Here is a 20,520-nt window from a genome sequence, read left to right as displayed (position 1 = left end):
ATTGCGGTAACCAACGGACAACTGCCGGCAGCGCCGGAGCCGGGTAGCGGAATAGAATAGCGGGTTCACCCTTTCCCTTTCCTGCAGGCAGCACCCACCATGGCGGTCAGCACTTTCGACCTGTTCAAGATCGGCATCGGACCCAGTTCCTCGCACACGGTTGGCCCGATGCGCGCAGCGGCGCGTTTCGTCGCCCGCTGGCTGGCCGAACCCGGCCGCCTGCACGAGGTGGCGCGCATCCGCGCCGAGGTGTTCGGCTCGCTGGCGCTGACCGGACGCGGCCACGGCACGGACAAGGCGGTGCTGATGGGACTGGAAGGCCACTACCCCAACGCAATCGACCCCGACATCATCCCGCCGGCGCTGGAGCGCATCCGCGGCGAGAAAAGAATCCTGCTGCAGGGCGCGCACGCCGTCGCCTTCGACGAAAAGCGCGATCTGCTGATGAACAAGCGGCAGAAGCTGCCCTACCACACCAACGGCATGCGCTTCACCGCGTACGGTGCCGACGATGAAGTCATCGCCACCCGCGACTACTACTCGGTCGGCGGCGGCTTCGTGGTCAACCAGGACGATGCCGCCGAAGACCGCATCGTCGCCGACAGCACGCCGCTGCCGTATCCGTTCCACAGCGGCGACGAACTGCTGGCGCAGGCGCGCGACAGCGGACTCAGCATCGCCCAGCTGATGTTCGAAAACGAAAAGGCCTGGCGCAGCGAGGACGAGATTCGCAACGGCCTGCGCGAGATCTGGACCGCCATGCAATCCTGCGTAGCGCGCGGCATTCGCGAGGAAGGCACCCTGCCCGGCGGCCTGCACGTCACCCGCCGCGCGCCAGCGCTGCACCGCGAGTTGTCCAGCAAGCCGGAGGCGGCCATGCGCGACCCGCTGACCACGCTGGACTGGGTCAACCTGTACGCGCTGGCGGTCAACGAGGAAAACGCCGCTGGTGGCCGCGTCGTCACCGCGCCCACCAACGGCGCGGCCGGCATCATTCCCTCGGTGCTGCATTACTTCGACCGTTTCTGTCCGGGCGCCAGCGAACAGCGCATCTTCGACTTCCTGCTGACCGCGGCGGCCATCGGCATCCTGTACAAGGAAAACGCCAGCATCTCCGGCGCCGAAGTCGGCTGCCAGGGCGAGGTGGGCGTGGCCTGCTCGATGGCCGCCGGCGGCCTGGTCGCCGCGCTGGGCGGCAGCCCCAGCCAGATCGAGAACGCCGCCGAAATCGGCATGGAACACAACCTGGGCCTGACCTGCGACCCCATCGGCGGACTGGTGCAGATTCCCTGCATCGAACGCAACGCGATGGGCGCGGTAAAGGCCATCAACGCCAGCCGCATGGCCATGCGCGGCGACGGCAAGCACAAGGTCAGCCTGGACAAGGTCATCAAGACCATGCGCGACACCGGCCGCGACATGCAGGACAAGTACAAGGAAACCTCCCGCGGCGGTTTGGCGGTCAACGTCATCGAGTGCTGACCCGTAGGTCGGCCCCACGCGGCCGACGGCCGACGCCTCCCTCCGCACACCCACGCGCCGGGGATGTAACCCCGGCCTACCCGTAGGTCGGCCCCACGCGGCCGACGCCCGCCTCCACGCACCCACGCGCCGGGGATGTAACCCCGGCCTACCCCGTAGGTCAGCCCACGCGGCCGACGCCCGCCTCCACACACCACCCGCGCCGGGGATGCAACCCGGCCTACGTAGGTCGGCCCAACGCGGCCGACGCCCGCCTCCACGCACCCACGCGCCGGGGATGTAACCCCGGCCTACCCGTAGGTCAGCCCTACGCGGCCGACGCCCGCCTCCACGCACCCACGCGCCGGGGATGTAACCCCGGCCTACCCCGTAGGTTGGCCCTACGCGGCCGACGCCTCCCTTCGCACACCCACGCGCCGGGGATGTAACCCCGGCCTACCCGTAGGTCGGCCCTACGCGGCCGACGCCCGCTCTGGCGCGTCGCCCGCAACGCTCCCGCTTTTCTCCCGGTTGCCGCTTTCCCGCTCAACACCAGAATTTTCCGATACGCGGCGCGGATCTAATCCGATGTTCCCCGCCCTGTTTGCCTGCCATCGTGATTGCATGCCGCGCTATCGACGCTATTTTTCGCAACATCAGACGGTTTTTCTGACTTTGGCCGCCCACTTACGGAAGCCATGGCTTTCCGATGACACCGCCAAAACCATCGTGTTGGACGCTTTGCGCGAAATTCGCGAACGTCATCCCTTTGTTCATCTCGGCCACGTACTACTGAACGATCACCTGCACTTGTTGATCCGGCCCGCTGATGCCACGGGAACGCCCCAACTCATCAGCAGTTTCAAGCTCAACGTGCTGGCGCGAATGAGAATCCAGGGCGCGGACGGACGACTCTGGCAACCCCGTTATCATGATCACATCGTGCGGGATGATGACGACTTCGCACGACATCTGGACTATCTGCATTTCAACCCGGTGAAGCACGGATTGGTTGAAAACGCATCGGATTGGCGCTGGTCGAGCTTGTCCGCCTGGCAAGCGCGAGGCGTGTATCCCTCAGATTGGGGCGCCCAGATGCCCGAACGCATTCGCAACATGCGTGAGTAGACCGGCGTCATAACAACCCGCCGCCTCCACACACCACCCGCGCCGGGGATGTAACCCCGGCCTACGGCGCCGGGCAAATGTCCGCTCTGATGGTGCGCTCCATTCCACGCACCACCAATGCGAAGAACCCTGCACGCGCACCGCGTTAGGATCGACCCACCCCACATCGCCATCGATTACCAATGCGCACGTTCCCCATCGCAAGCATTACCGCATGCTTTTCGCTGTTCCTCGCCGCCGGCGTCCAGCCCGCAACAGCCGCCCAGCCGACATACGGTCCACAGTTGGAAGGCTTCGACTACCCGCACCCCGTGCAGCGCTTCGCATTCGAATCGCAAGGCCAGCCGCTGTCGATGGCTTACCTGGATGTCGCCCCCAAAGATCCCAATGGCCGCACCGTGGTCCTGTTGCACGGCAAGAATTTCTGCGCCGCCACCTGGGAATCGGCCATCACGGCATTGAACGAAGCCGGCTACCGGGTCATCGCGCCGGATCAGATTGGCTTCTGCAAATCCAGCAAACCGCAGCGCTATCAGTTTTCGTTCGGGCAACTGGCCGCCAATACCCACACACTGCTGACGCAGTTGGGAATCTACAAGGCCACCATCGTCGGCCATTCGATGGGCGGCATGCTCGGCACGCGCTATGCGCTGCAATACCCGCAGGCCACCGAGCGGCTGGCGCTGGTCAACCCGATCGGGCTGGAAGACTGGAAGGCCGAAGGCGTGCCGTGGCGCAGCGTGGACCAGTGGTATGAGCGCGAACTGAAGACCAGCTTCGACAGCATCAAGCAATACCAGTTGAACGTGTACTACAGCGGCCAATGGCGGCCGGACTACGAACGCTGGGTGGCCATGCTGGCCGGCATGTATGCCGGCGACGGCAAGCAGGCGGTGGCCTGGAACCAGGCGCTGACCTCTGACATGGTGTTCAACCAGCCGGTGTTCTACGAATTCCCCAAGCTGGCCGTACCAACCACGCTGTTCATCGGCCAGAAGGACCGCACCGCCATCGGCAAGGACCTGGCCCCACCAGAGCTGGCCAAGCGACTGGGCAACTACCCCGCTCTCGGCAAGCGCGCTGCCGCCACCATTCCCGGCGCCACCCTGATCGAGTTCGCCGAGTTGGGCCACTCCCCGCAGGTCGAAGACCCGCAACGCTTCAATGCTGCGTTGCTGGAAGCGCTGGAGTAGGTCACCACGCCATGCTGACGCATAGCCCACTGCAACGAAGTATCTCCCAGCCGGTCGGCCCCAAGTGGTTGATGCTCAGAATGCCGTCAATCAGGGCAAACGCATCACGCCTATTTCCGTAGCCATCAATGCCAATTCATTGACGCAGCAGGTGACCATTCGCGCAACCTCTTGCCTCTCCGGAGTTATCAGTTAAATGCAATGAGCTTTCCGAAAGACACTGCATTACTGCCACGCTCACACAACGGGTTCCTATCCTGCCCATAAAGCACCGCGGGAAAGCTCAGCAACGACGGTATAACGCCTGCAATTCATGATGCGGAAACCATTCTCCCAACCGACGCCAGTTGCCGGGGAAATAGCGTAGCCGTTCCAGCCGAAATCCTGTTTCAGCTACAACATCAGGCCTACTCAGCATTTCATGATCGACAAAAGTGCGATGGGTAGCATCAATCCGATAACCTGCCTTGCCAGGCACAATGACCAGGACGCAACCAATATTCCGGGAAGCTGCCGTATGCAGCAAGCTATGCAGAACAGCCGTCGGCCTCTCCAAGTGTTCCAACACGTGGCTGATGACCATCGAATCAAAACGCACTTCATACGGTACTACTGTCAATCGCCAGTCATCAGCGAACCCATCGTAGCGGTCCACGGCCAAACCTCTACTTCGGCACAACTCGACGGTTGTGAAGTTGTACTCCAAACCACGCGAACCAGCCGGCAATCGCTCCAAGAGTTCACCTATCCCGCAGCCGAAATCCAACGTGGGACCAGTCAGCTGCGAGGCCGCACTATTCAGATAGATCTTTCGCACCCATCTTCGCAGCCAACTACGATTGGCCTGGTACTCGGTGTAACGGGCATCGAAATCAATAGCCATTAGTTTGGCGATCCATTCGTTGGCCGAGGCTCACGTTGAGTAGGCGATAGCAGGCGATGCAGGGCGCGGCGTGGCACCGACGCTATGTCGTATGCCAAGAAACCAAGCACCAACTGGATGCCGACGATAACCTGCAATGCCACCAACATCACGCTACCTGCGGAGGCGGTAATTCCTGTTTGCGCCGATTGCGTCCAGAACCATATGCCCAACGCCGCGCCCGACAAAAGGAACAGAACGCCTAGAAGCAGCTCAATAGAAGCGAGCGACAGATCCCGGAGGAAATAGTTATAGAAAACTCGCTTGGCGGTATTACGCAGGTGCTTGATAGAGAAATCAAATAAGACCTTTGATATCTTCAAATTGCTCGTCTCGGCGCCATACTTGGCATCCATCGGAACATCTACAACTACCGCGCGGATGATGTTTAACCTAAACAACATATCAGTTTCAAAGAAGAAGCGCCGGCTAATTTTGCGCATCGGCAGCTTATCTATGATTCGGACATGCAAAGCGGTATAGCCGTTGGTGGGGTCAAAGACATCCCAGTAACCGGATGAGATCTTGGTCATGAACGACAGTACTGCATTGCCGACGATACGCGTGCGCGGCATCTGACTTATCTGCGCCAAATCGTAAAACCGATTACCCTTGGTGTAATCCGCCTCTCCGCGCAAGATAGGCCCCACTAGCTCCGGCAATGCCGAAGCGTCCATCTGCCCGTCGCCGTCCATCTTGACGATCACATCCATGCCATCAGCGGCAGCCAAGGCATAACCTGCCATTACTGCCCCGCCCACTCCCCTGTTCCTATCAAGGCGATGCACGCGAACCCGTTGATCGTGGCACTGCTCAAGCACCCATTGCCCTGTTCCCTCAGGACAGGCGTCGTCGATCACATAGATGCGCTCTACCTGCACAGGTATATCGGCAATCACATCAAGGATATGAGCCTTCACTCGGTAGCTCGGCACAACCACAGCGATTTTCGCGGCGACCTTGTCGGCCTGACGGGGGGGCGCTTCACAATGCGTCATTGACTGAGAGATACGACCCGACACGGCAGTCGTGGAAACGGGAATGTCCTGTGGGCTGCTCATTGTTTTGATTCCCGCTCGTAAGACAACGCATAGATTCGCGCCAACAAGTGAGCGATGGGACGCGCCCAAAGTGCACGAAACATCATCAGGTCCTCTCGGCTACGTACTCCTGCACGAATACCGTTGCTAGTCTCGCTTCCTGTGTGGATCCGATGCAACATCAAAGTCTCACGTATCCAGACAAACTCGCCTTCGCGCCCTGCCAAGCGTAGCCATGCGTCCCAATCCAGATTGAGCTTCAGATCCTCACGGAACCGCAGTGGCTCCGATGACAGTCTCAGCGTCACGGATGGGCATGGAATCGCACAACCGAAGCGCAGCAAACGGCGCTTGGCCTTGGTAGCTGCAATGGAACTACGACCCAGGAAACCCAATTCAAGCAATAAATGCTTAATAAAGAGCATGGGCGTCAGACTACGTACCTGCCCCCCGACAAGTTCTCCGTAACCGGTCATCACCAACCGCGCATCGGGATGTTTTGATACGGCAGCCAAGGTCTTCTCTGCAAAAGTAGGAAGATAGATGTCGTCTTGATGGGCGATCGTCGCCCAATCCGTTTGAGCCTGCGACAGGGCATGATTCCAATCATGGCCAATGCCGACATTTGGCGAATGAATGGCCAGGCCGGCACCATACTCCATCGCCAGCGCTTCCAGTCCGGGAAACGGTGTAGATGTACTGATTACAATGGGCGATGGAAACGTCTGTCCCCGCAGCGAAGCCAGACAATCGCGCAGATGAGGTGACTGCCTGTAAGCAGGGACTACGAAGGTATGCTGATTGCGTAATGTCATCGCCGATTCAATTACTGGCGCCCAACGTCGAAACCATAAGTACGCCTGCGGAGATCAGCGCAATGCCAATCCATTGCCAAACAGCCAAACGTTCGCCGTAAAGCACCCAACTCAGCACCGCCATCAGCACGTAGAAAAAAGCTCCCGAAATGGCGAAAGCGATACCCAGCTTTACCCTACTGACCACGACCATCCAGACGATGAATCCGACGCCTTGCACCAACACGGCAGCAATCACCGTTGGGGAGAACAAAGCAGCGAATAGCCATTCCATGCCGCTCAACGTCGGGCTACGTGCCGCCAGTCGGACCAGCGCATGCTTGATCAGAAGTTGGCTACCCAGCGTGGAGCAGGTAACGAAAAGAATCATCAGAATGTCACGGGTCATGCCTTCCTCAGGACAGCGGCCAGCGCATAGCTGACGGCCCCGTCATTCTAGGCCAGCTATGGTTGAAGTACTCGATGGCGCGCTCCGACACGGCCGACACCGCCATTGATCAACCTCACGGCCCCCTACTGGGCGTCACTGTCAAACCGTTGACGTCACAGTGACTATTTGCGTCACATTGTGACGTTAAAGGTCACAATGGTAGGTAAGCGCATGTAGCTGCCGGAAGCAATTTTCCAGACTGTGATGCATCGCCAACTTGAACGCCAATTCCCCGATACCCAGGCCATAAATTTGATGCCATAGTCCGCCCCGACTTCGGCGTCCGGGGTCTTTCCTGCACAGGGGTGTCGTTCGGGAAAGGGCCGTCGAAAGTTGGCACGCAATCTGCAAGACCTACCTAGCACGTGTACAAGCACGGCGCCCACGGTCCGATATCGAGGGACACGGGGTTTGTGTGTCCCTTAACCATCCAAGCCAAATCCTGAAAGGGGAATTGTTATGAAGAAGAACATGCAGGGCTTCACCCTGATCGAACTGATGATCGTGGTCGCCATCATCGCCATCCTGGCTGCCATCGCACTGCCGGCTTATTCCGATTACACTAAGAAAGCAAAAGTCTCGGAAGTGATCACCGCTGCCTCTTCCGGTCGTACCACGATCTCCGAGTATGTGGCTTCCAACAACGGCAGTTGCCCCACCGCCAGCATTATTGAATCGCAGTCGACCACGCATGTGAGTGGCGTGAGCAATGCCGGTTGCGTAGTTACCGCGGTGAGCCGCGTTCCGGGCGCCACAGGCAACATCGTCCTGACCGGCAATGTGAATGCCAGCACCTTCCAGGTAGACTGGGTCTGCGGCGGCACTGTTGATTCGAAGTATCGTCCGGGCTCCTGCCAGGGCGTCAAGAACTGAGTTATTGTTGAGTTTCGAAGAAGGCCCCGGTTCACCGGGGCCTTCTTTTTTAGGCTCCCCTACCTCACAGCACACTATGCAGAAATTCGCGCTCCTGCTACGCCCTGTTCTATGGCTCACCGGCGCCAGTATTGCTTGTGTTCTGGTGTACTGGTCCGGGTTGAATGGTCCGTTCCTGTTCGACGATACCCAGCACCTTCGCCAGGTCGAATCGTGGTTGCAAGGTGAGATTGGCTTCTGGGCCATGGCCGCCGGCAATGGGAACCTGATATTCCACCGCGCGCTGGCCATGGCCAGCCTGGGCCTAAACGCGGTTATAGGCGGCGAGAGTTCGTTCTCATTCAAACTCGGCAATCTAACGCTGCACCTTCTGTGCGGATGGGTGGCCTACGCTACGTTGAGTCGACTGCTACAACACGATAAACACCTTGGGGCACACGCGAAGCCTGTCGCCGCTCTGATCTGTGCAGTTTGGCTACTACATCCGCTCAATGTAAGCACGGTACTGTACGTAGTTCAGCGCATGAGTCAGATCGCCACGCTCTTCCCGCTACTCGGGATCTGGCTGTACGCTGCCACGCGCAACAGAATGCAAGCTGGGCTCTGGTCAACCTCCCGCGCATTGGCTGTGTTGTTCGTCACAATTCCCTTATTGACTTTCCTGGGTGTGCAGGGCAAGCAAAGCGCCATCATATTGCCTGGGCTTTGCTTGGTGGTGGAATTGGGTTGGTTCCAGCGCCCTCGTGAGTGGCCGGCCGCCTTACGTTGGTTCTACCTCTTGTCAATCGTGCTACCAGCCTTTGTCGTGGTCGCAGTCGTCATCTGGAAATGGCAACCGCTGCAGGCTTCCATGCTCGATTGGGGAATGACCCCACTTGAACGGCTGATTAGCGAGCCCAGGGCGATATGGGGCTACATTCGAATGTTGCTGGTCCCGCACTCGCAGTCCATGGGACTTTACACCGACGATTTCCCGGTATCTCGTGGCTTGTTGCAACCGCTCACCACCCTGCCGGCGTTGTTCGGACTGATTGCCATTAGCGTCGCCGTTTGGTTCCTGAAAAAGCGGCTTCCTGCCACCTTCGTCGGCTGGTTCTGGTTCCTGGTAGCGCACTCTATCGAAGCCAGCATCGTCCCGATTGAACTTTACTACGAGCACCGCAATTACCTGCCAGCCTTCGGCCTGCTGCTGATGGCGGTTGATCTGGTGGCAGCTGCTTTGCGATGGCTTGCAGGCAAAGGAATACGGGGCCAACGAATTGCCGGCACTCTGGCAGTGTGTGTTTTAATGGCATTTGGTGTGCAAACACTGATGCGCGCCCAACTCTGGAGGTCATCGCTAGGTATCAGCCTGGCCGCCATCGAATCGCATCCAAACTCTGCTCGTGCGCATATCGCCTTCGGCTATTCCGCAATGCAAGCAGGGCTGATAGGGGATACCTACTTGGCATTCCAACGACTTGCCTCCAATCCTGACCCTGCGTTGGCGAGCATAGGCAAAGTGGAGTTGACCGTGCTGAACTGCTATCTCCAAAAGGATAGTGCTCCCGCCCTATTGCAAGAGGCAGCGAGTGAGTCCCCTGCTTTCCTCAATTCGGTCATGCAGTATGCGATCAGTAACCTGGTCGAGGTTCGTAACAACAATGGATGTGGGCGCATCACGGCCATTCTGTTGGCGGATGCCATCACCCAGATGGTGAACCAAGCCACCGCACAGCCAGAGGCCTCTCAAGCCAAATGGTCGATGCGCTTCAATGCTGCATTGGCATACCATCAGGGTGGTGATTGGGATCGCGCCCTTGAACAGTCACGACTGGCTTGGAAGCAGAGTCCAGACCCGACCATTGCCCTCTTTCACGTCAAACTACTTCTGCACGCGAAGGAAGTCAGTGAGGCCAAGCTGGTTTTCTGGCAGGTTATGGACCGTGCTGGTTATAAACGGCTAGAGGACCTTCGTCCCATCCCTCGCACCAATGCCTTACGTGCCATTCGCAAGGAAATAGACACATATGCAGCCTCGAATGGTCTAGCCGGCATTGAACAAAGGCCACTCTCATTTTATTGAGGCCGCAGATAGGTCTTAGTACCGACATGCATGGAAGTGAAGGTGTGCGTATCAACGAAGCAAGGACTTCTTGAGGCGCAAGCCGAGCATTGACCATGCCAGCGTCGGCTCAGGCACACCACAGTTCTTTTACTACCAGCAACTTGGGGCCGCCGAAGATACTATCCATATCGATTTTAACAACCGTCATATTGCTTCCCGATGCGGTAAAGTTACTCCCGAAAGGCGAGGTATGGTCGCAAAAGGGACGCAAACTATCGCCGCACTCTGCGGGAGCTCACGTATATGAACACCATCACGAGCAACAGTGCCAATCTTGTAGGTATTACCGGTATCGCCCGCCGCTTGGTCCTCGACGGCGCCATGGACGAAGTTGCTGCGCGAAGCGCTATGGCCAACGCTACCGAGGCCAAAACACCGCTAGCTCAGTGGGTAGCAGAGAAGAAGCTGGTTACCGCCTCGCAACTGGCTGCCGCCAATGCCATCGAGTTCGGCATGCCGCTGCTGGATGTCACCGCGTTTGACGCTGCGCATAGCGCCATTCGGTTGGTTAGCGAAGACCTGTTGCAGAAGCACCATGTACTACCGCTTTTCAAGCGCGGCAACAAGCTGTTCATTGGCGTGTCCGACCCCACCAATACTCACGCGCTGGACGAGATAAAATTTCATACCAACCTGGTGGTGGAACCGATTCTGGTCAGTGAGGACACGCTACGGCGTATGTTGGACCAGTGGCTCAGTGCCGCCAGCAACCTGACCAGCGCGTTCGGCGATGATGACGATGGGCTGGAAAACCTGGAAGTCGGCACCGACGAAGACCTGGGCAATACCGCGGATGCCGCGGTAGACGGCAAAGGCGACGACACGCCGGTGGTCAAGTTCGTCAACAAGGTGCTGGTCGATGCGATCAAGCGCGGCGCCTCGGATATCCACTTTGAACCCTATGAGACCGATTATCGCGTGCGCCTGCGCATAGACGGCATCCTGAAGCAGGTGGCCAAGGCGCCGGTCAAGCTGAACCAGCGCATCGCCGCACGCCTGAAGGTGATGTCGCAATTGGATATTGCGGAAAAGCGCGTGCCGCAGGACGGCCGCATCAAGCTGAACCTGTCCAAGACCAAGCAGATCGACTTCCGCGTAAGCACCTTGCCCACCTTGTTTGGCGAGAAGATCGTACTGCGTATCCTGGACGGCAGCGCGGCCAAGCTGGGCATCGACAAGCTAGGGTACGAACCGGACCAGCAGAAGCTGTTTGAAGACGCCATCCAGAAGCCGTACGGCATGGTGCTGGTCACCGGCCCCACCGGCTCCGGCAAGACGGTGTCGCTCTACACCGCGCTAGGCATCCTCAACGACGAGGTGCGCAATATCTCCACCGTCGAAGACCCGGTTGAAATCCGCCTGCCCGGGGTCAACCAGGTGCAGCAGAACGTCAAGCGCGGCATGACCTTTGCCGCGGCGCTGCGCAGCTTTCTGCGCCAGGACCCGGACATCATCATGGTCGGCGAAATCCGCGATCTGGAAACCGCCGAGATCGCCATCAAGGCCGCGCAGACTGGCCATATGGTGCTGTCCACCCTGCATACCAACGACGCCCCGCAGACCGTAGCGCGCCTGATGAATATGGGCATTGCCCCGTACAACATCACCAGTTCGGTGACCCTGGTCATTGCCCAGCGCCTGGCCCGGCGCCTGTGCAATCGCTGCAAGCGGCCGGTGGACCTGCCGCCGCATGCGTTGCTGGCTGAAGGCTTTACCGATGAGGAAATCCAGACCGGTTTCAAGCTGTACGAGGCGGTGGGCTGCGACGAATGCACCGAAGGCTACAAGGGCCGCACCGGCATCTACCAGGTGATGCCGATGACCGATGAGATCGCCGAAATCGTGCTGGAAGGCGGCAGTGCCATCCAGATTGCCGAAGTGGCCAGGAAGGCCGGCATCCGCGACCTGCGCCAGTCGGCGTTGATGAAGGCCAGGAACGGCATCGTTAGCCTGGCTGAGATCAATCGGGTTACCAAGGATTGAGGGGGCGCGAACGCGCACGTAGGTCGGGGCCACGCCCCCGACTCATACCACACCGTCGGCCACGTGGGGCCGACCTACGGCGTCATCCTCGTAGGTCGGGTTATGCCCCGACGCATACCATACCGTCGGCCACGTGAGGCCGACCTACGCAAACCCTGCTGGGCGTCACATCGGGGTGGTTCCCTTCCGTCAATAAACCGTTACCATGCGGTAATAACGTCCGGCGGGGGATGCCGGTAGGGGAATCCGATGGCCGTCACACGTAGCGTCGCCAAGAAATCCGCGCGGACCACCGCGCCGACTACCCGCGATACCAAGCTTCTGGTCCCGTTTGTCTGGGAAGGTACCGACAAACGCGGCGTCAAGATGAAGGGTGAAACCGAGGCGCGTAATGCGAACCTGCTGCGCGCCGAACTGCGCCGCCAGGGCATCACCCCAGGCACAGTCAAGCCCAAGCCCAAGCCGCTGTTCGGCTCGGCCGGCAAGCCCGTCTCCGCAAAGGAAATCGCCTTCTTCAGCCGCCAGATGGCGACGATGATGAAGTCCGGCGTGCCAATGATTTCGGCGCTGGAAATCATCGCCGGTGGCCAGAAGAACGTGCGGATGAAGAAGATGGTCGAGACCATCCGCACCGATATCGAGGGCGGTTCATCGCTGTCAGAAGCCATCAGCAAGCATCCGGTGCAGTTCGATGAGCTGTACCGTGGGCTGGTGGTGGCTGGCGAGGGCGCTGGTGTATTGGAAGTGGTACTGGAAACCATTGCCAACTACAAAGAGAATATCGAAGCGCTGAAGGGCAAGATCAAGAAGGCCCTGTTCTACCCAGCAATGACCATCGCGGTGGCTATTATCGTCAGTGCCATCCTGCTGGTATTCGTAGTACCGCAGTTTGAGGAAGTGTTCAAGAACTTCGGTGCGGAACTACCTGCATTTACTCAGTTGATTGTGGGTGCTTCTCGCGTGATGGTGAAATGGTGGTGGCTAGTTTTGGCCATAACTATTGGTGCCATCTTTGCCTTTATTTTTTTCAAGAAGCGCTCACCTGCGTTCCAGCATTTCCTGGATCGGATAATTCTGAAAGTACCGGTAATCGGCGAGATCATGCATAACTCAGCCATTGCCCGCTTCTCCCGTACGCTGGCGGTAACCTTCAAGGCCGGCGTACCATTGGTGGAAGCGCTGGACACCATTGCCGGTGCCACCGGCAATACCGTCTACGAAAAAGCGGTGTTCCGTATCCGCGACGACGTGGCGGTCGGCTATCCCGTCAATATGGCAATGAAACAAACCAATCTGTTCCCGCATATGGTAGTGCAGATGACCGCCATCGGCGAGGAAGCCGGCGCGCTGGACGCGATGTTGTTCAAAGTGGCCGAGTACTACGAACAGGAAGTCAACAATGCGGTCGATGCGCTGGCCAGCCTGATCGAACCGATGATCATGGTCATCATCGGTATCCTGGTCGGTGGCATGGTGATAGGCATGTACCTGCCCATCTTCAAATTGGCCTCGACCATTTAAACTCACCCGATGGCATTCCTGGATCAGAACCCCGGCATCGGCTATCCGGTCGTTGCCACCCTTGGCCTGCTGGTCGGCAGCTTTCTCAATGTGGTGATCCTGCGGTTGCCGCCCCGGCTGGAGTGGCAGTGGAAGCGCGATGCACGCGAGATCCTGGAGCAACCGGAGATCTATGACCCGCCGCCACCGGGCATCGTGGTGGAGCGCTCGCATTGCCCGCACTGCAAGCACCAGCTGTCGTGGTTCGAGAACATCCCGCTGTTCAGCTGGCTGGTACTGCGCGGCAAGTGCCGCCACTGCAAGGCGCCTATTTCCCCGCAGTACCCGCTGGTGGAGCTGCTGACCGCGGCGCTGGCGCTGGCCTCGGTCTGGCATTTCGGCTTTGGCTGGCAGGGTTTTGGCGCCGCGTTGCTGAGCTGCTTTCTGGTTGCGCTGTCCGGCATTGACCTGCGCACCCGCCTGCTGCCGGACCAGCTGACGTTGCCGCTGCTGTGGCTGGGGTTGATAGCCAGCACCGACAACCTGTACATGATTTCCAAGCCCGCCGTGCTGGGTGCGGTGGCCGGCTATGTATCGCTATGGTCGGTGTGGTGGCTGTTCAAGCAGATCACCGGCAAGGAAGGCATGGGCCACGGCGATTTCAAGCTACTGGCCGCCATAGGCGCCTGGGTAGGCTTGAACGGCATCCTGCCGACCATCCTGATTTCCTCGCTGGTGGGCGCCATCATCGGCTCCATCTGGCTGGCCGCCAAAGGCCGCGACCGCGCCACCCCCATCCCCTTTGGCCCCTACCTGGCCATCGCCGGCTGGATAGTCTTCTTCTGGGGCGAGCAGATAGTAGGCGCTTACCTGCGATATGCCGGATTGCGTTAGGTCGTAGCGCCAGCTGCACATTCTTGCGGCCGGGATGAAGAGCACGGGCTGCGCCCGTCCCCTCTCCCCCGCTTCGCGGGCACCCTCTCCCGCGAAATGGCCGCTCCTCTCGGATTCCTAGAAGTGACAGGAACGGTCAAGCGGTTGATTGCTCAGTCCCTCACCGCGGGCCATTGGCGCGCTGTATGGACCAGGGCCAGCACCCATAGGGCGCTTTCGTCGTTCGCGATCTCATACACCAGTCGGTAGCTCTCGTGAGGAATCCATTCGCGAGTGCCGGGGATCTTTCCGGCATGCCCGAGCATCGGGAATTTCGCCAGCTTTGCGGCGGCCTGGCTAAAAAGTTGATCCATCCGAACCGCGGCGGGCGGGTTGTCGGCCGCAATCGCATCCCAGATGGTGTCGCGGTCCTGCTCAGCCTCTGGCGTCCAGAGCACCCTCACTCCTGATTCGACACCTTGGAACGCCGCGCGGCGAACTTGGCTTCGATCTCATCGTTGGATTGGCCTTTCCCCGACCGCACCGAACTCCGGGCCACTTCCACCTTGCGTTGCAGGAATTCGTCGTACTCCCGCGCTTGGCGCTGACGTTGAACAAACTCGCGCATCAGTTCCCTCACCACCTGCGAGGCAGGGCGATGCGCCGCCTCGGCCTCGGCCATGAACTGATCCCGCAATTCGGGTTCCAGCTTCATCGTGAACACGGCTTCTTTCGACATGACGACGACCTCGACGGCCTTTGGTGTTGATGAAATATATACGTTTTCATTACTTGAGGTCGGCTGTCAAGTTAGGACGAATAGCTCCATCCGTTCAGTTTGGCGAAGCTCCCTCTCGTTGCCGGAGAGGGGACGCAGCGTCGACTCCGCGCTTTCCAAGGTCCGCACGACTATTGTGACTCAGCGATAATCCCGGCATGAGCGATTACATCATCGGGCTGACCGGCGGCATTGCGTCCGGCAAGAGCGCCATCGAAAAAGCCTTCATCGCGCACGATGTGGTCGTGGTGGATGCCGATCTGATTGCGCGGGAAGCGGTCGAACCCGGGCAACCGGCATTGGCCGCCGTGGTGGCGCATTTCGGCAATGACGTGCTGCAGGCCGATGGCCGGCTGGACCGCGCCGCGCTGCGCGCGCGGGTATTCGGCGACGATGCGCAGCGGCGCGTGCTGGAGGGCCTGTTGCATCCGATCATCCGCGAACGCATGCGGGTCCTTTGCGAAAACGCGCCAGGCCGGTACGCGGTGGCCATGGCGCCGTTGTTGACCGAAGGCGGCGGCCGCGCCCGCTACCCATGGCTGGACCGGATTCTGGTGGTGGACGCACCGGTCGCCACCCAGAAAGCGCGGCTGATGCAGCGTGACGGCATCGACGCCGAGCTAGCCGACCGGATGATCGACGCCCAGGCCAGCCGCGCCCAGCGATTAGCGCTGGCTGATGATGTGGTGATCAACGACGGCGACATCGCTCACCTGCAAACCGCAGTGGCCGAGCTGGACGCGCGCTACCGGGTGCTGGCCAGCGCGATGGCAGGATAAATCCGTCCCCCACGGTCGGCTCCCCTGGCCAGGCGCATGCGCACCGGCGCCACCGATGCGGAGCGGAAGATTGGCAGTTGCTGCGCACAGGCCGCTTGCAGGCGCCCAAGTTCAGGCGCCAGCAGCCACTTGGCGATTACCGCGTCGATTTTGTCTGTTTCGAAAAGCGCTTGATTGTCGAAATCGACGGCGGCCAGCATCTGGACAATGCGGAATCGGACGCGGCCCGTACCGCCTGGCTGGCGTCGCAGGGTTACCGGGACAAACGCTATTGGAACCACGACATGCTGAAGCAGCCTGATACGGTTGCCGAAGATGTCCTGCGCGCGTTGGAGTGAAAAGCACGGGCTGCGCACTTCCCGCTCCACTGCAGATGGCGGAACGCTTGCGCCCCCGATCAGACCGTCGCCAACGCCACCGGCCACAGTGCGCGAATGGCGGCGACGCCTTGGGCGCCGTGCTGGCGCGCTTGTCCTATGTCGTCTGCGCTCATGCCGCCGATGGCGTAAATAGGCAGCGATACCGCTTCTCGCAGTTTCGCGAATCCATCCCAACCCAACGGTGCGACGCCAAGGTGGCTGGCGGAGGATTTCAGGGTGCCGAGTACCGCGAAGTCGCAGCCGATGGCTTCGGCCCGTTGCAGCTCCTTGGCGTTGTGGCAGGACACCGCGACCACTGCCGTGTCCGGCAGGGGCCGCGCCGACAGCTCCGCAAGCTGGGCCGCGCGCAGGTGGACGCCGGTGCCCAGCTCGCGGGCCAGTTCGATATCGGCGTTTATCAGCACCTCCACCTTGGCCTTGCGGCAATGCCGCACCGCCGCCTTGGCCAGGTTGCGCCAACGCGCGCCATCGATGCCGCGCGCGCGCAGTTGGACCCGGCGGATGCCGCTGTCGATGGCCTGCTGCAGGCTGGCCAGCCAGCCGGCATCATCGTCGCCCGGTTCCGGTGTGACCAGATAGCGATCCGGGTGCAGCAGCGCCGCCACCACCGGACGATCCGCCGGCGGCATGTCGTAGCGCGGCAACTTGTCCGGCGCCACCCAGGCCAGCGCTTGTCCTTCGTGGCCGCGCGGATGGCCTTCCCAGGCCGTTACGTAGCGTACGTCCAGGCGCAGGCGTTTGTCGGGGTAATGCTGCGGCACGTTGATCAGCGCCGGGCCAACCTTGGGGGTGATGCCCAGTTCTTCCTGCAGTTCCCGGATCAGCGCATCTTCTGGCGTCTCGCCCGGTTCGCGCTTGCCGCCCGGAAATTCCCAGCGTCCGGCCAGATCCCGGCCCTCGGTACGCCGGGCCAGCAGGATGCGGCCGCGGGCGTCGGTGATGACACCGGCCACGACATGGATGGACCTGAGCGGTTTTTCGTCGGACATGACCGAAGCTTGCCGGTATTCGGCGGCGAAACGCAATTGGTTTGTGCGGAATACCCGCGCTCGCTGCGGGTTTCCGTGACCGTGTGCGGCTGCCGGGGCACCACGTGGCCGCACTGCGAACGCGGCATGCGCCTCTTCCGCAACGCTACCGACTCCGCTCCCCCCTCACCTGCCTTCGGCATCCTCTCCCCCATGTATGGGGGAGAGGAAAAGGGCAAGGGCGTACGCGTGCGGCGGAAGCATCCCGATTTGCTTTTAGCCCCCTCTCCCCCGCTCGCGGGGGAGAGGGTTGGGGTGAGGGGGGCGCAACACCAGCTGCGCGATGGCGGCGGCGATGGAAAGCACGGGCTGCGCCCGGTATCAGCCCAACTGGCCGTGGCAGTGCTTGTACTTCTTGCCGCTGCCGCAGGGGCAGGGATCGTTGCGGCCGACCTTGGGACCGTCGCGGTGGACGGTCTGCGGGGCGGACTGCACGTAGCCGCCCTGGGCGGCGGCCGCGGCGGCCTGCGCCTGGGCGGCTTCCTCGTCGGCGCCGTAACCGCCGGCGTCTTCGTGCTGGAAGTTCAGCTGCCGCGCCTTGGCCTCGGCCAGCGCGCGCTCCTGCGCTTCCAGCGCGGCGACTTCTTCTTCGCTGCGGATGCGCACGCGCGCCAGCAGGGTCACCACTTCGCGCTTGACCTGCTCCAGCATGCTGGAGAACAGTTCGAACGCCTCCTTCTTGTACTCCTGCTTGGGCTGCTTCTGCGCATAGCCGCGCAGGTGGATGCCCTGGCGCAGGTAGTCCATGCGCGCCAGGTGCTCCTTCCAGTTCCTGTCCAGCACGGTCAGCATGATGTGCTTTTCCAGCGCGCGCATGGTCTCGGCGCCGATCGCCGCTTCCTTGGCGTCGAAGTGCTGCGCCATGGCGTCCTGCACGCGCTGCTCGATGGCTTCGGCGTCCAGTTCCTCGGTTTCCTGCGGCCAGCGGCTGACCGGCAGTTCCAGCGCGGCCTCCTCGGCCAGCTCGCGCTCCAGGCCGGTCAGATCCCACTGTTCGTCGACCGAACTGGGCGGCACGAAACGGGCGACCATATCCTGCACCACGTCGCCGCGGATGCCGTCGATGTTCTCCTTGACCGAGTCGGCTTCCAGCAGCTCGTCGCGCTGCGAATAGATGACCTTGCGCTGGTCGTTGTTGACGTCGTCGAAATCCAGCAGGTTCTTGCGGATGTCGAAGTTGTGCGCTTCGACCTTGCGCTGCGCCTTCTCGATCTGGCGGCTGACCAGGCGGTCCTCGATGACGTCGTCTTCCTTCATGCCGATCAGCTTCATCGCCTTCTGCACCCAGTCAGAGGCGAAGATGCGCATCAGGTTGTCTTCCAGCGACAGGTAGAAGCGGGACGAACCCGGATCGCCCTGGCGGCCGGAACGCCCGCGCAGCTGGTTGTCGATGCGGCGCGACTCGTGGCGTTCGGTGCCGATGATGTGCAGGCCGCCGGCGGCCTTCACTTCGTCATGGCGCTTCTGCCATTCGCGCTTGATGCGGACGCGGTCCAGTTCGCTGGCGTCGTCCGGCAACTGCTCCAGCTCGGCTTCCAGCGACCCGCCCAGCACGATGTCGGTACCGCGGCCGGCCATGTTGGTGGCGATGGTGATGGCCTTGGGACGTCCGGCCTGGGCGACGATGTGCGCTTCGCGCTCATGCTGCTTTGCGTTGAGCACTTCATGCGGCACGCCGGCCTTGCGCAGGTGCTCGGACAGCAGCTCCGAGGTTTCGATGGAGGTGGTGCCCACCAGCGCCGGCTGGCCGCGCGCGTAGCAGTCCTGGATGTCGGCCAGCACCGCGTTGAACTTGCCGGTGCGGTTGAGGAACACCTGATCCGGCCAGTCCTTGCGCACGGTCGGGCGGTTGGTCGGGATGACGATCACTTCCAGGCCGTAGATGCTCTGGAATTCGTAGGCTTCGGTGTCGGCCGTACCGGTCATGCCGGACAGCTTCTTGTACATGCGGAACAGGTTCTGGAAGGTGATGCTGGCCAGCGTCTGGTTTTCGCGCTGCACCGGCACGCCTTCCTTCGCCTCGACCGCCTGGTGCAGGCCGTCGGACCAGCGCCGGCCCGGCAGCGTGCGGCCGGTGAATTCGTCGACGATCACCACTTCGCCATCGCGCACGATGTAGTCCACGTCGCGCTGGTAGATGGCGTGCGCGCGCAACGCGGCGTTGAGGTGATGCACCACCGACAGGTTGTTGGCGCCGTACAGGCTGTCTTCGGCGCTGATGATGCCGGCCTGGCGCAGCAGCTCCTCGGCGTGTTCCATGCCCGCTTCGGACAGATGGGCCTGCTTGCCCTTCTCGTCGACCCAGTAATCGCCTTCTGCTTCCTCGCTCTCCTGCTTGACCAGTTGCGGGACGATGCGGTTGACGCGGATGTAGAGTTCCGGCGATTCGTCGGCCGGGCCGGAAATGATCAGCGGCGTGCGCGCTTCGTCGATCAGGATCGAGTCGACCTCGTCGACGATGGCGTAATGCAGGCCGCGCTGGTAGCGGTCCTGTTTGGCCATGGCCATGTTGTCGCGCAGGTAGTCGAAACCGAATTCGTTGTTGGTGCCGTAGGTGATGTCGGCGGCGTAGGCGGCGTGCTTGTCGCCATGCGGCATGCCCGGGTAGACCACGCCGACGCTCAGGCCCAGCCAGTTGTACAGCTTGCCCATCCACGCCGAGTCGCGACGGGCCAGGTAGTCGTTGACGGTGACCACATGCACGCCCTTGCCTTCCAGCGCGTTGAGGTAGACCGGCAGCGTGGCGACCAGGGTCTTGCCTTCGCCGGTGCGCATTTCGGCAATCTTGCCCAGGTGCAGGACCATGCCGCCGATCAGCTGGACGTCGTAGTGGCGCATGCCCAGCACGCGGCGGCTGGCCTCGCGGCAAACCGCAAAGGCTTCCGGCAGCACCTTGTCCAGCGGCTCGCCGGCCTGGATGCGCTGCTGGAATTCGGGGGTCTTGGCCTTCAGTTGCTCATCGGAAAGCTGCTGCAGCTCCGGTTCAAGGGCATTGATTTTGCTGACGCTGCGTTGGAGCTGTTTCAGCAGGCGCTCGTTACGGCTGCCAAAGACACGGGTAAGCAAGTTGTTGATCATGTAGGGAACCGGATTGGAAAGGAGCGTCGGGGGCGCACCAGCAATCACCCCTGGCGCCCAAAACGAAACAGGGCGCAATGCGCCCTGTCTGGCAACGGCCTATTGTAGCTTGGGGCGGCTCCGGGGGAATCAAGTAGGGTAGGCCGTGGCCT

18 protein-coding genes are annotated in these 20,520 nt (G+C 61.0%); 10 read left to right on the top strand and 8 right to left on the bottom strand.

From position 1 onward, the window contains the following. Positions 1 to 99 precede the first annotated feature (99 nt). From CRO39_RS16755 to CRO39_RS16745, 3 genes are all read left to right on the top strand, one after another. Complete coding sequence (locus CRO39_RS16755) at positions 100 to 1,482, top strand: L-serine ammonia-lyase (RefSeq protein ID WP_097123107.1); 1,383 nt, start codon at positions 100 to 102, stop codon at positions 1,480 to 1,482. Between the two features lie 567 nt (positions 1,483 to 2,049). Further along, complete coding sequence (locus tag CRO39_RS16750) at positions 2,050 to 2,589, top strand: REP-associated tyrosine transposase (protein ID WP_097123106.1); 540 nt, start codon at positions 2,050 to 2,052, stop codon at positions 2,587 to 2,589. 182 nt (positions 2,590 to 2,771) lie between these two features. Further along, positions 2,772 to 3,782: an alpha/beta fold hydrolase gene (locus tag CRO39_RS16745; RefSeq protein ID WP_097123105.1), complete on the top strand. Its 1,011-nt coding sequence runs from the start codon at positions 2,772 to 2,774 to the stop codon at positions 3,780 to 3,782. Positions 3,783 to 4,065: 283 nt separating this feature from the next. On the opposite strand, the gene CRO39_RS16740 is transcribed toward CRO39_RS16745, so the two are convergent. The 4 genes from CRO39_RS16740 to CRO39_RS16725 are packed head-to-tail and all read right to left on the bottom strand — an operon-like array spanning position 4,066 to position 6,947. Then, positions 4,066 to 4,665 (bottom strand): class I SAM-dependent methyltransferase, encoded by a 600-nt coding sequence (locus CRO39_RS16740; protein WP_097123104.1) that lies wholly within the window; start codon positions 4,663 to 4,665, stop codon positions 4,066 to 4,068. After that, the gene (locus CRO39_RS16735) at positions 4,665 to 5,765 is read right to left on the bottom strand and encodes a glycosyltransferase family 2 protein (protein ID WP_338015738.1); all 1,101 of its coding nucleotides are present in this window, start codon (positions 5,763 to 5,765) and stop codon (positions 4,665 to 4,667) included. Before CRO39_RS16735 ends, CRO39_RS16740 begins: the two co-directional genes overlap by 1 nt. Beyond that, on the bottom strand, positions 5,762 to 6,559 hold the full coding sequence (locus CRO39_RS16730; RefSeq protein ID WP_097123103.1) for a glycosyltransferase family 2 protein: 798 nt from the start codon (positions 6,557 to 6,559) through the stop codon (positions 5,762 to 5,764). The genes CRO39_RS16735 and CRO39_RS16730 overlap by 4 nt, the downstream gene beginning before the upstream one ends. Positions 6,560 to 6,566: 7 nt before the next feature. Then, a complete protein-coding gene (locus tag CRO39_RS16725; RefSeq protein ID WP_097123102.1) occupies positions 6,567 to 6,947 on the bottom strand; it encodes an SMR family transporter in 381 nt (126 codons plus the stop codon). Between the two features lie 501 nt (positions 6,948 to 7,448). Between CRO39_RS16725 and CRO39_RS16720 the strand changes: the two genes are divergently transcribed. From CRO39_RS16720 to CRO39_RS16700, 5 genes are all read left to right on the top strand, one after another. Beyond that, entirely contained in the window at positions 7,449 to 7,862 is a 414-nt protein-coding gene (locus CRO39_RS16720; RefSeq protein ID WP_097123101.1) for a pilin, read from the top strand. Between the two features lie 76 nt (positions 7,863 to 7,938). Then, entirely contained in the window at positions 7,939 to 9,927 is a 1,989-nt protein-coding gene (locus tag CRO39_RS16715; protein ID WP_097123100.1) for a tetratricopeptide repeat protein, read from the top strand. A 285-nt stretch (positions 9,928 to 10,212) separates the two neighbouring features. Beyond that, positions 10,213 to 11,952, top strand: coding sequence for a type IV-A pilus assembly ATPase PilB (gene pilB, locus CRO39_RS16710; protein ID WP_097123099.1), 1,740 nt, complete (start codon positions 10,213 to 10,215; stop codon positions 11,950 to 11,952). A gap of 249 nt (positions 11,953 to 12,201) precedes the next feature. After that, the gene (locus CRO39_RS16705; protein ID WP_097123098.1) at positions 12,202 to 13,473 is read left to right on the top strand and encodes a type II secretion system F family protein; all 1,272 of its coding nucleotides are present in this window, start codon (positions 12,202 to 12,204) and stop codon (positions 13,471 to 13,473) included. A gap of 9 nt (positions 13,474 to 13,482) precedes the next feature. After that, positions 13,483 to 14,346 carry a prepilin peptidase gene (locus tag CRO39_RS16700; protein ID WP_097123097.1) on the top strand — a complete coding sequence of 288 codons (864 nt, stop codon included), beginning with the start codon at positions 13,483 to 13,485 and terminating at the stop codon, positions 14,344 to 14,346. A gap of 152 nt (positions 14,347 to 14,498) precedes the next feature. On the opposite strand, the gene CRO39_RS16695 is transcribed toward CRO39_RS16700, so the two are convergent. Beyond that, complete coding sequence (locus tag CRO39_RS16695) at positions 14,499 to 14,783, bottom strand: type II toxin-antitoxin system RelE/ParE family toxin (RefSeq protein WP_238394690.1); 285 nt, start codon at positions 14,781 to 14,783, stop codon at positions 14,499 to 14,501. Positions 14,784 to 14,785: 2 nt separating this feature from the next. Next, positions 14,786 to 15,040 carry an antitoxin of toxin-antitoxin stability system gene (locus CRO39_RS16690; RefSeq protein WP_202926339.1) on the bottom strand — a complete coding sequence of 85 codons (255 nt, stop codon included), beginning with the start codon at positions 15,038 to 15,040 and terminating at the stop codon, positions 14,786 to 14,788. Positions 15,041 to 15,261: 221 nt separating this feature from the next. Here CRO39_RS16690 and coaE point away from each other — a divergent pair, with 221 nt between their 5' ends. Continuing rightward, complete coding sequence (gene coaE / locus CRO39_RS16685; protein WP_097123094.1) at positions 15,262 to 15,882, top strand: dephospho-CoA kinase; 621 nt, start codon at positions 15,262 to 15,264, stop codon at positions 15,880 to 15,882. A gap of 77 nt (positions 15,883 to 15,959) precedes the next feature. After that, the gene (locus CRO39_RS16680) at positions 15,960 to 16,220 is read left to right on the top strand and encodes a DUF559 domain-containing protein (RefSeq protein ID WP_238394691.1); all 261 of its coding nucleotides are present in this window, start codon (positions 15,960 to 15,962) and stop codon (positions 16,218 to 16,220) included. Positions 16,221 to 16,279: 59 nt separating this feature from the next. On the opposite strand, the gene CRO39_RS16675 is transcribed toward CRO39_RS16680, so the two are convergent. Continuing rightward, positions 16,280 to 17,251 carry a Nudix family hydrolase gene (locus CRO39_RS16675; RefSeq protein WP_097123140.1) on the bottom strand — a complete coding sequence of 324 codons (972 nt, stop codon included), beginning with the start codon at positions 17,249 to 17,251 and terminating at the stop codon, positions 16,280 to 16,282. 360 nt (positions 17,252 to 17,611) lie between these two features. Beyond that, positions 17,612 to 20,368, bottom strand: coding sequence for a preprotein translocase subunit SecA (secA, locus tag CRO39_RS16670; RefSeq protein ID WP_097123092.1), 2,757 nt, complete (start codon positions 20,366 to 20,368; stop codon positions 17,612 to 17,614). Positions 20,369 to 20,520: the final 152 nt, after the last annotated feature.

The organism is Pseudoxanthomonas wuyuanensis (assembly GCF_900215535.1).
Classification (GTDB): Bacteria; Pseudomonadota; Gammaproteobacteria; order Xanthomonadales; family Xanthomonadaceae; genus Pseudoxanthomonas_A; species Pseudoxanthomonas_A wuyuanensis.
This window is presented reverse-complemented; position numbering and strand designations above follow the sequence as displayed.

Coding starts and splice junctions, on each gene's coding strand:
- CRO39_RS16755 (WP_097123107.1), top strand. CDS start 100: ATGGCGGTCAGCACTTTCGACCTGTTCAAGATCGGCATCGGACCCAGT.
- CRO39_RS16750 (WP_097123106.1), top strand. CDS start 2,050: ATGTTCCCCGCCCTGTTTGCCTGCCATCGTGATTGCATGCCGCGCTAT.
- CRO39_RS16745 (WP_097123105.1), top strand. CDS start 2,772: ATGCGCACGTTCCCCATCGCAAGCATTACCGCATGCTTTTCGCTGTTC.
- CRO39_RS16740 (WP_097123104.1), bottom strand. CDS start 4,665: ATGGCTATTGATTTCGATGCCCGTTACACCGAGTACCAGGCCAATCGT.
- CRO39_RS16735 (WP_338015738.1), bottom strand. CDS start 5,765: ATGAGCAGCCCACAGGACATTCCCGTTTCCACGACTGCCGTGTCGGGT.
- CRO39_RS16730 (WP_097123103.1), bottom strand. CDS start 6,559: ATGACATTACGCAATCAGCATACCTTCGTAGTCCCTGCTTACAGGCAG.
- CRO39_RS16725 (WP_097123102.1), bottom strand. CDS start 6,947: ATGACCCGTGACATTCTGATGATTCTTTTCGTTACCTGCTCCACGCTG.
- CRO39_RS16720 (WP_097123101.1), top strand. CDS start 7,449: ATGAAGAAGAACATGCAGGGCTTCACCCTGATCGAACTGATGATCGTG.
- CRO39_RS16715 (WP_097123100.1), top strand. CDS start 7,939: ATGCAGAAATTCGCGCTCCTGCTACGCCCTGTTCTATGGCTCACCGGC.
- pilB (WP_097123099.1), top strand. CDS start 10,213: ATGAACACCATCACGAGCAACAGTGCCAATCTTGTAGGTATTACCGGT.
- CRO39_RS16705 (WP_097123098.1), top strand. CDS start 12,202: ATGGCCGTCACACGTAGCGTCGCCAAGAAATCCGCGCGGACCACCGCG.
- CRO39_RS16700 (WP_097123097.1), top strand. CDS start 13,483: ATGGCATTCCTGGATCAGAACCCCGGCATCGGCTATCCGGTCGTTGCC.
- CRO39_RS16690 (WP_202926339.1), bottom strand. CDS start 15,040: ATGAAGCTGGAACCCGAATTGCGGGATCAGTTCATGGCCGAGGCCGAG.
- coaE (WP_097123094.1), top strand. CDS start 15,262: ATGAGCGATTACATCATCGGGCTGACCGGCGGCATTGCGTCCGGCAAG.
- CRO39_RS16675 (WP_097123140.1), bottom strand. CDS start 17,251: ATGTCCGACGAAAAACCGCTCAGGTCCATCCATGTCGTGGCCGGTGTC.
- secA (WP_097123092.1), bottom strand. CDS start 20,368: ATGATCAACAACTTGCTTACCCGTGTCTTTGGCAGCCGTAACGAGCGC.